The organism is Methylobacterium sp. 2A (assembly GCF_009806555.1).
Classification (GTDB): domain Bacteria; phylum Pseudomonadota; class Alphaproteobacteria; order Rhizobiales; family Beijerinckiaceae; genus Methylobacterium.
In genome coordinates this window covers 25,070-31,874 of sequence record NZ_VUOK01000032.1, presented here as the reverse complement: position 1 = coordinate 31,874, position 6,805 = coordinate 25,070, and the positions used below count along the sequence as shown (strand labels likewise).

6 protein-coding genes are annotated in these 6,805 nt (G+C 69.4%); 4 read left to right on the top strand and 2 right to left on the bottom strand.

The window, feature by feature from the left end:
• The 4 genes from FVE89_RS31185 to FVE89_RS16035 form a co-directional block, all read left to right on the top strand.
• A partial coding sequence (locus FVE89_RS31185; RefSeq protein WP_246730863.1) for a glycosyltransferase occupies positions 1 to 1,619 on the top strand: 1,619 nt, incomplete at its 5' end.
• Between the two features lie 94 nt (positions 1,620 to 1,713).
• Complete coding sequence (locus FVE89_RS16045) at positions 1,714 to 3,087, top strand: discoidin domain-containing protein (RefSeq protein WP_160534965.1); 1,374 nt, start codon at positions 1,714 to 1,716, stop codon at positions 3,085 to 3,087.
• A gap of 91 nt (positions 3,088 to 3,178) precedes the next feature.
• Positions 3,179 to 4,450 carry a hypothetical protein gene (locus FVE89_RS16040; protein WP_160534964.1) on the top strand — a complete coding sequence of 424 codons (1,272 nt, stop codon included), beginning with the start codon at positions 3,179 to 3,181 and terminating at the stop codon, positions 4,448 to 4,450.
• Positions 4,447 to 6,132 carry a GDSL-type esterase/lipase family protein gene (locus FVE89_RS16035; RefSeq protein WP_160534963.1) on the top strand — a complete coding sequence of 562 codons (1,686 nt, stop codon included), beginning with the start codon at positions 4,447 to 4,449 and terminating at the stop codon, positions 6,130 to 6,132. The genes FVE89_RS16040 and FVE89_RS16035 overlap by 4 nt, the downstream gene beginning before the upstream one ends.
• A 40-nt stretch (positions 6,133 to 6,172) precedes the next feature.
• Here the strand turns inward: FVE89_RS16035 and FVE89_RS16030 are convergent, their stop codons facing one another.
• Positions 6,173 to 6,457, bottom strand: a complete 285-nt coding sequence (locus tag FVE89_RS16030; protein ID WP_160534962.1) for a HigA family addiction module antitoxin — start codon at positions 6,455 to 6,457, stop codon at positions 6,173 to 6,175.
• A 4-nt stretch (positions 6,458 to 6,461) separates the two neighbouring features.
• Positions 6,462 to 6,749, bottom strand: coding sequence for a type II toxin-antitoxin system RelE/ParE family toxin (locus tag FVE89_RS16025; protein ID WP_160534961.1), 288 nt, complete (start codon positions 6,747 to 6,749; stop codon positions 6,462 to 6,464).
• Between the last annotated feature and the right edge of the window lie 56 nt (positions 6,750 to 6,805).

The window sequence follows — 6,805 nt, the reverse complement described above, 5'->3', positions numbered from 1 at the left end:
TGCCGCTCGAGATCGCCCCGCCCGATCTCGACCGCCTCGCCGCCGCGACCAACCCCGGCCGCAGCCTGCCCGTGCCCACCGGCGTCGGCTTCTGCATGTACATGACCGCGCAAGCCCTCGACACGGTCGGCCCCCTCGACGCCGAGGCCTTCGGCCGCGGCTACGGCGAGGAGAACGACTGGTGCCAGCGCGCCGAGAAGGCGGGCTTCCGCAACCTCCTGGCCGAGGACGTCTACGTCTACCATGCCGGCCAGATCTCGTTCGGCGCCGATGGCGGCGGCGGNCAGGCCGCGCTGCTGGCCAAGCACCCCGACTACCTCGCCCGGGTCGGCCAGTTCGTCCAGGCCGATCCCGGACGGCAGGGCCGGGCGCGGCTCGACCGGGAGCGGCTGGCCCGGCACTGCGCCGGCCGGGCGCTGCTGTTCGTCACCCACAGCTGGGGCGGGGGCATCCAGCGCCACCTCGACGACCTGACCGCCCAGGCGCGCACCGAGGGCATCCCGGTGGTGCTGCTGCAGATCGACCGCACGCGCAACCTTGCGGTGCACGTCGCCTATCGCGGCGCCGAGTTCCTGTACCTGCCCAACCTCGACAGCCTGTACCTGCCGCGCGACGCGGACGAACTCGCCGGGTTCGTGGCGCGGCTGGCGCCGCGTCTGATCCACGTGCACTCGCTGGCGGGTCTGCGCTGGGCGGCGGCGCGGGCGCTGATGGACGTGGTGGCGGGCTCGGGCCGTCCGTATGCCTGGACGCTGCACGACTACTCGCCGGTGTGCCACCGCAACCATCTGGTGCAGCCGGACGGGCGCTACTGCGGCTTGGCGGCGGTGGCGGAGTGCCGGGGCTGTCTGGCGCGGGACGCGGACGGGTTCGAGGAGCCGGATCCGGACGAGCGTCGGGCCACGTTCGGTCGGTTCCTGGCGGGGGCGGCGCGGGTGTTTGCGCCGTCCGCCGACACGGCGGGTCGGATCGGGGGGGTGTACCGGGATCTGGCGATCACGGTGCGGCCGCACGCGGAGCCGGAGCGGGCGGTGCGCTCCACCGCGCTGCACCGGCCGGGACGGATCAGGCGGGTCGCCGTGCTGGGGGCGATCAGCGCCACGAAGGGTGGGCTGGTGCTGCAGGCCCTGGCGACCGATGCGCAGGCGCGCGACCTGCCGTTACGCTTCGCCCTGGTGGGCTTCTGCGATCCGGCGCTGGAGGGCGGCCTCGAACGCGCCGGCGTCACGCGGACCGGACGCTACGCGAGCGACCACGAGGCGCTGGATCTCGTCTGGCGCGTCGCGGCGGATCTGATCCTGCTCCCCGCGATCTGGCCGGAGACCTATTCCTACGCGCTGACGCTGGCTTTGCGCACCGGCCTGCCGGTGGCGGCCTTCGACCTCGGCGCCCCGGCGGAAAGGCTGCGCGCCGAGCCGGACGGCCACCTCCTGCCCTATGCCCTGGCCGACGATCCGTCCGCCTGCAACGACCGCCTGCTGGCGATCCCGCTCCCGAAGCCGGGCCGTACCCGCGCCACCGTCCAGGCCGCCACATACGACGACCTGATGGCCGACTATTACGGCTTCGCCGCAGGGCAGGCCGCGCCAAGCCTCACCTCCGGCGAGGACGCCGCCTGACCATCGTCGCCCGGAGGCCCGAATCCCTGCGGGCATCCGAATCCGGCACGCTTCGGCACCGGCGGAGCCCGAACGAGAGACGGTATACGACCCCATGTCCGAGCGTCACAGCTATCATCCCGATCTCGTCGAAATCGCACAGGACCGGCCGTCATCCGTCGTCGACCAGGGCGATGCCGCCGGCCGGCTCCAGATCGACCTCGGCCTGCGCTTCCCCATCCACGCCATCGCGGTCGGTCCGCCCGACGGAAAAGTCTCGCTCAGCGGCGAAGGGGCGGTCAGCTTTTCCGACGACGGCGAGACCTGGACGTTCCCCGAGGCCGCCTCATCCCCTGACGGCGAAGCGTCGCCGTCAACGATCCTGATCACCCCGGGGCCGGCGAGCTGGGCCCGCTACATCCGCATCCCGGCCCCGCTAGGGCGAACGGCGGATGCGCATGTGGTGCGGGTCTGGAGCCCGCGCGCCGCCGTCGACCTGATGGTCATGCGCAAGCTCTGGAACGTCGAATTCTCGATCCTGACCGAGGATCCGGAGATCGACGTCTACCGGGCCTACCGGCTGCTCGGCAGCCCCAATCAGGCGGCCCTGTCGCTCGTCGGCATCGATCTCTACGAGAACGGCGCCTTCGGGAACTTCATCATCCAGTGCCTGCTGGCAATCGGCATCTGCCGGGCGCTCAAGCTCAAATACCTCAAGCTGTCGATCATGGACCGCAGCGAGGTCCTGGCCCTCGAACAGCCGCAGGAGATCGGCGGCATCACGTTCATCCCGGCGAACCACCCGCTCCCCGACGACGGGTATTTCCTGTCCGGCATGTTCTTCGACGTGAACATCCAGAAGCTCGCCGGCGAACTCGACCAGGCCGAGTCGCGCCATATCATCACCCATTACATCCGGCCGCTCTTCGGCCGGCTGCCCGCGCAGTTCCCTGAGAAGCCGGACGATCAGCTGCTGATCCATATCCGCTCGGGCGACATCTTCAGCACCTGGGTGGCGCCGCATTACCCGCAGCCGCCGCTGGCGTTCTACCAGCTCGTCATCCAGCGCCTGCTGCGGGAGAAGCGGATCGGCTCGATCAAGATGGTGTTCGAGAACCGGCTCAACCCCGTCATCGACGCGCTGGAAGCCTATATCGCCGCCCTCGGCATCCCGCTGACGACGCAGAGCGGGACACTCGCGGAGGACGTGGCGGCGCTGGCCAACGGCCGCTACCTCGTGTTCGGCCTCGGCACGTTCGGGCCCGGCGTGTGCCACCTGTCCGATCATGTCGAGCAGGTCTTCTACTTCGCGTCCGGCTGGCCGCAGCATTTCCGAGGCATCCCGACGATCGGACGCCTCATCGAGGTCGTCGACACGGCGGGCGGATACACGAAGGTCGGGGAATGGGATAATTCCCCGGCGCGCCGCCAGCTGATGATCGATTACCCGATCGAGAACCTCGCCTTCGACGATTCCGGCGCCGCGTAAGAGGCGGCGGGCCGCGACCGGAATTTGCGCGGCCTTGCCGAACGGCGGGAAATCGGCGACCCGCACCGGGTCACGGCGCCGGAGACCGCACTTGGCCAGCACAGACCCGACCTCCACATCGCTGCAGGTCAACGCCTTCCCGATGCACCGGGCCGAGGTGCTGATGCGGCTGCGGCGCCGGCTCCGCGGGCGCCACACGACGCTCGTCAGCTTCGCCGCCAAGTATCACTACGTGGAGACCCAGCGCCGGCTGGCGGCCGCCGCCGCCGCAACGGGCGACTTCGACACGATCGAGAGCTGGTCGCCCGACCGCCTGCGCGAGACGCCGTACTACCGGGCGCACCGGGAGATCCTCGACCGGTCCCGGGGCGCCGGGAACTGGGCCTGGAAGCCTTACATCATCGCCGAAGCCCTGGAGCGGCGGCGCGACGGCGACTTCATCGTCTTCACCGATACCGGGATGCAGGCGATCGGCGACGATCCCATGCCGCCGGTGGCGCCGCTCCTGACCTGGCTCGCCGGCTCGGAGCGCCGGGTGGCGGTGGGCGTGCTGCACGGAAAGCCGCAGCGGGTCTGGACCAAGCGCGACTGCTTCGTGCTCATGGATTGCGATTCGGAGCGCTACTGGGAGGCCGATCAGATCCAGGCCACCTGGATCGCCTTCATGGTCAGCCCCGCCACCCGCCACCTCGTCGCCGAGTGGCTGCGCTACGCCGGCGACGCGCGGATCGTCACCGACATCCCGAATGAGATGGGCCTGCCCGATCTCGACGGCTTCATCGACCACCGCTTCGACCAGAGCATCCTGTCGAACCTGATCTACAAGCTCGACCTCGAGATCGCGCCGCTCCGGCAGCCCTCGAAGCAGATCCGGACCCTGATCGAGGAGCTGGAGACCGACACGCTGGTGGCGACGCGGCCCTCCGACAACATCGCGCTCGGCAAGACCTGGACGGCGAGTTCCGCATCGCCCTGGTCGGGGACGACCGGGATTCATGGCGAGCGGACGACGGGCGATCCGTCCTTCTTTTTCCACACGGCGCTCGAGCGGGATCCCTGGTTCGTCCTCGACCTCGGCGCCGTCACGCGCGTCTCGGAGATCCGGATCTACAACCGCTGGGGGCAGCTCAGCGAGCGGGCGCAGCTGATGCGCGTCTGGCTCGGCGAGACCGAGGACGCGTACCGGCTGGTTTTCGACGCCGTGGACGCCCATTGCCATCCCGGCCTGCCCCTGCACCTGCGGTTCGACGGCGTCCGGATGCGCTATCTGAAGATCGATCTCGACGAGGAGCAGCACCTGCACCTCGACGGGATCGAGATCTTCGCCGCCCACCGGGACGGCGACGCGGCCGAGCGCGCGTGAGCGGCCCGGTGTCGGACAAGCCGCTGTTCCCCCTCGGGCCGATCCTGTTCTTCGGCGATTCCCTGACCGCGGCCCTGACCGCAGAGACGCCCGAACTCTTCTCCGGACCCCAGACGGTCGCCCGGGGCATCGCCGGCCAGTCCACCCGGGACATGGCGCGGCGGCTGCGCTCCGACATCGCCCTCTACGGCGCGAAGGGCCTCCATCTGATCGGCGGCCGGGACGACATCCTCACCCCCGGTCGCGCGGTGTCGCTGGACAGCATCGTGGCCGACCTCACCGCCATGCTGCGGGACGCGCGCGACCTCCATGTCCGGACCTGGGTCGGCGCGATCCCGCCGGTCGATCCGACCGCCCCGGCAGCGGCCGGGCTTCCGGTCCCGCTCATCGGCGCGGTGAACGCGTGGCTGCGCGCGCACGCGCAGGATTACGGGGCGCTGTTCATCGATTACGAGGCCGTGCTGGCGGGCGAGACCGGGGCGCTCAGGGCCGCCTTCAGCGATGACGGCCTCCGGCTCAACGCCGCCGGCCTCGCGGCGCTGCGGGAGGCGATGATGGCGGCGCTCACCGCCCCGGGCGTCGAGCAGATCTGGGCGCCGCCCGAGAGCGAGGATGCTGCGCGCCGACGCAAGTTCCTGCACCATTTCGGCTATCTCGACTCGAACACGCGCTATCCGAGCCCGTTCATCCAGTTCGCCGGCAAGCCGGGGGCGAGCCATTACGGCGTCCCGTTCGACGCCGACGGCTTCCTGAATGCCGCCCCGATCGTCGAGCGGAAGCCCGAGGGCGAGATCCGGATCCTGGTCGTCGGCGATTCGACCACGATCGACGGCGGCGACATCGCCAACACCCTGCCGGGCCGGATCGAGCGGATCCTCCGCGCCGACGGGCTCGCCAGCGCAAAAGTCTACAATTTCGGGGTGATGTCGAGCTGCCTCACCCAGATGGTCCACCTGATCTGGTCGCGCCTCGTCACCTACAGCCCCGACGCGATCGTGGTGCTCAGCGGCAGCACCGACCTGTTCCAGCCCTGGACCTACGATCCGCGGCCGGGCCATCCCTACAACGCCTTCATCACGCAGCGGCTCTACGACCACTTCTTCGACACGCACGACCCGAGGGCGCGGGAGGACGGCCTGTCCTACGACGCGCTGGTCACGCTGATCTACGAGGAGCTGAAGCGCCTGCGCGCGGAGGTGGGCTGGCAGAGCCCGGGCTGGGAGGACGCCATCGTCCACCACTACGAACGCGCCGCGCACCGCCTGACCAAGCTGTCTCACGATCATGCGGTGCCGATCGTGAGCGTCCTGCAGCCGACGATCCTGCGCAAGCGCCACCTGACGGAGGTCGAGCGCGGGGTCGCCTCGGGGGCGTTCCTGGCCTATCTCGACCGCCAATACGCCAAGCTGGAAGCGTTCACGGCCGCGCTCGCGGCGCGGCGCCCATACCGGCGGACCTTCACGGCCCTCGACCTCAGCGGGATTTTTCGCGATCGGGAGGCGGGGACGTTCTACGACATCGTCCACTACGACGATCCAGGCCGCGAGATCGTGGCGGCGCGTCTGGCCAGCGAGATCCGCGGCGCCCTGGAACGGGCCCGGGCGCGGACGCCCTTCGCGCGGATGAAACGCCTCCTCGCCAGAACGTCATCGCGATCGACGGCTAGGACTTCACCAGCGTAGCACAGATCAACCCCGAGGTGCCGCGTCCTGTGAGGGCCGCTCAGGCCGGCTCGTAGCGGCGTACCTTCGAGAGATCCGCCTCGGCCTCCGCATGCGAGAGGTCGTGGGCGGTCTGAAGGTTGAGCCAGAACTGGGGCGTCGTCCCGAAGCGGATGCCGAGGCGAAGAGCCGTATCCGCAGTCACACCGCGGCGTTCACGGAGGATCTCGCTGAGCCTGTTGGCGGGGACATCGATCTCGGCTGCGAGGCGGTTGGCACTCAGTCCGAGCGGCACCATGAACTCCTCGCGGAGAACCTCACCGGGATGCGTGCGCAGGCGGGGCATGGATTTATCCTCTATGGTAATCCACGATCTCGACGTTCTCGGGTCCGGTGTCGCCCCACGTGAAGCAGATGCGCCACTGGTCGTTGATGCGGATGCTCCACTGTCCGTCGCGGTCCCCGCTCAGCTTCTCGAGCTGATTGCCGGGCGGTGACCGCAGGTCACCCAATGTGGCTGCGGCGTCGATTATGTCGAGCTTGCGCACGGCAGCAGCCTTGAAGGCGCGCCACTGCCGGTGACATAAATCATGGAGGTGGAGCGCCTCCGTCGCCTTGTCCGCGAAACTCTGGATCATCAGCGTTCGATACGTTGTACGTATAACGTATCGATCCTGACCCACAAAGGCAATCG

What these genes read in the sequence shown, in the direction of transcription:
- FVE89_RS16045 (WP_160534965.1), top strand. Translation starts at nt 1,714, where the DNA reads ATGTCCGAGCGTCACAGCTATCATCCCGATCTCGTCGAAATCGCACAG.
- FVE89_RS16030 (WP_160534962.1), bottom strand. Translation starts at nt 6,457, where the DNA reads ATGCCCCGCCTGCGCACGCATCCCGGTGAGGTTCTCCGCGAGGAGTTC.
- FVE89_RS16025 (WP_160534961.1), bottom strand. Translation starts at nt 6,749, where the DNA reads ATGATCCAGAGTTTCGCGGACAAGGCGACGGAGGCGCTCCACCTCCAT.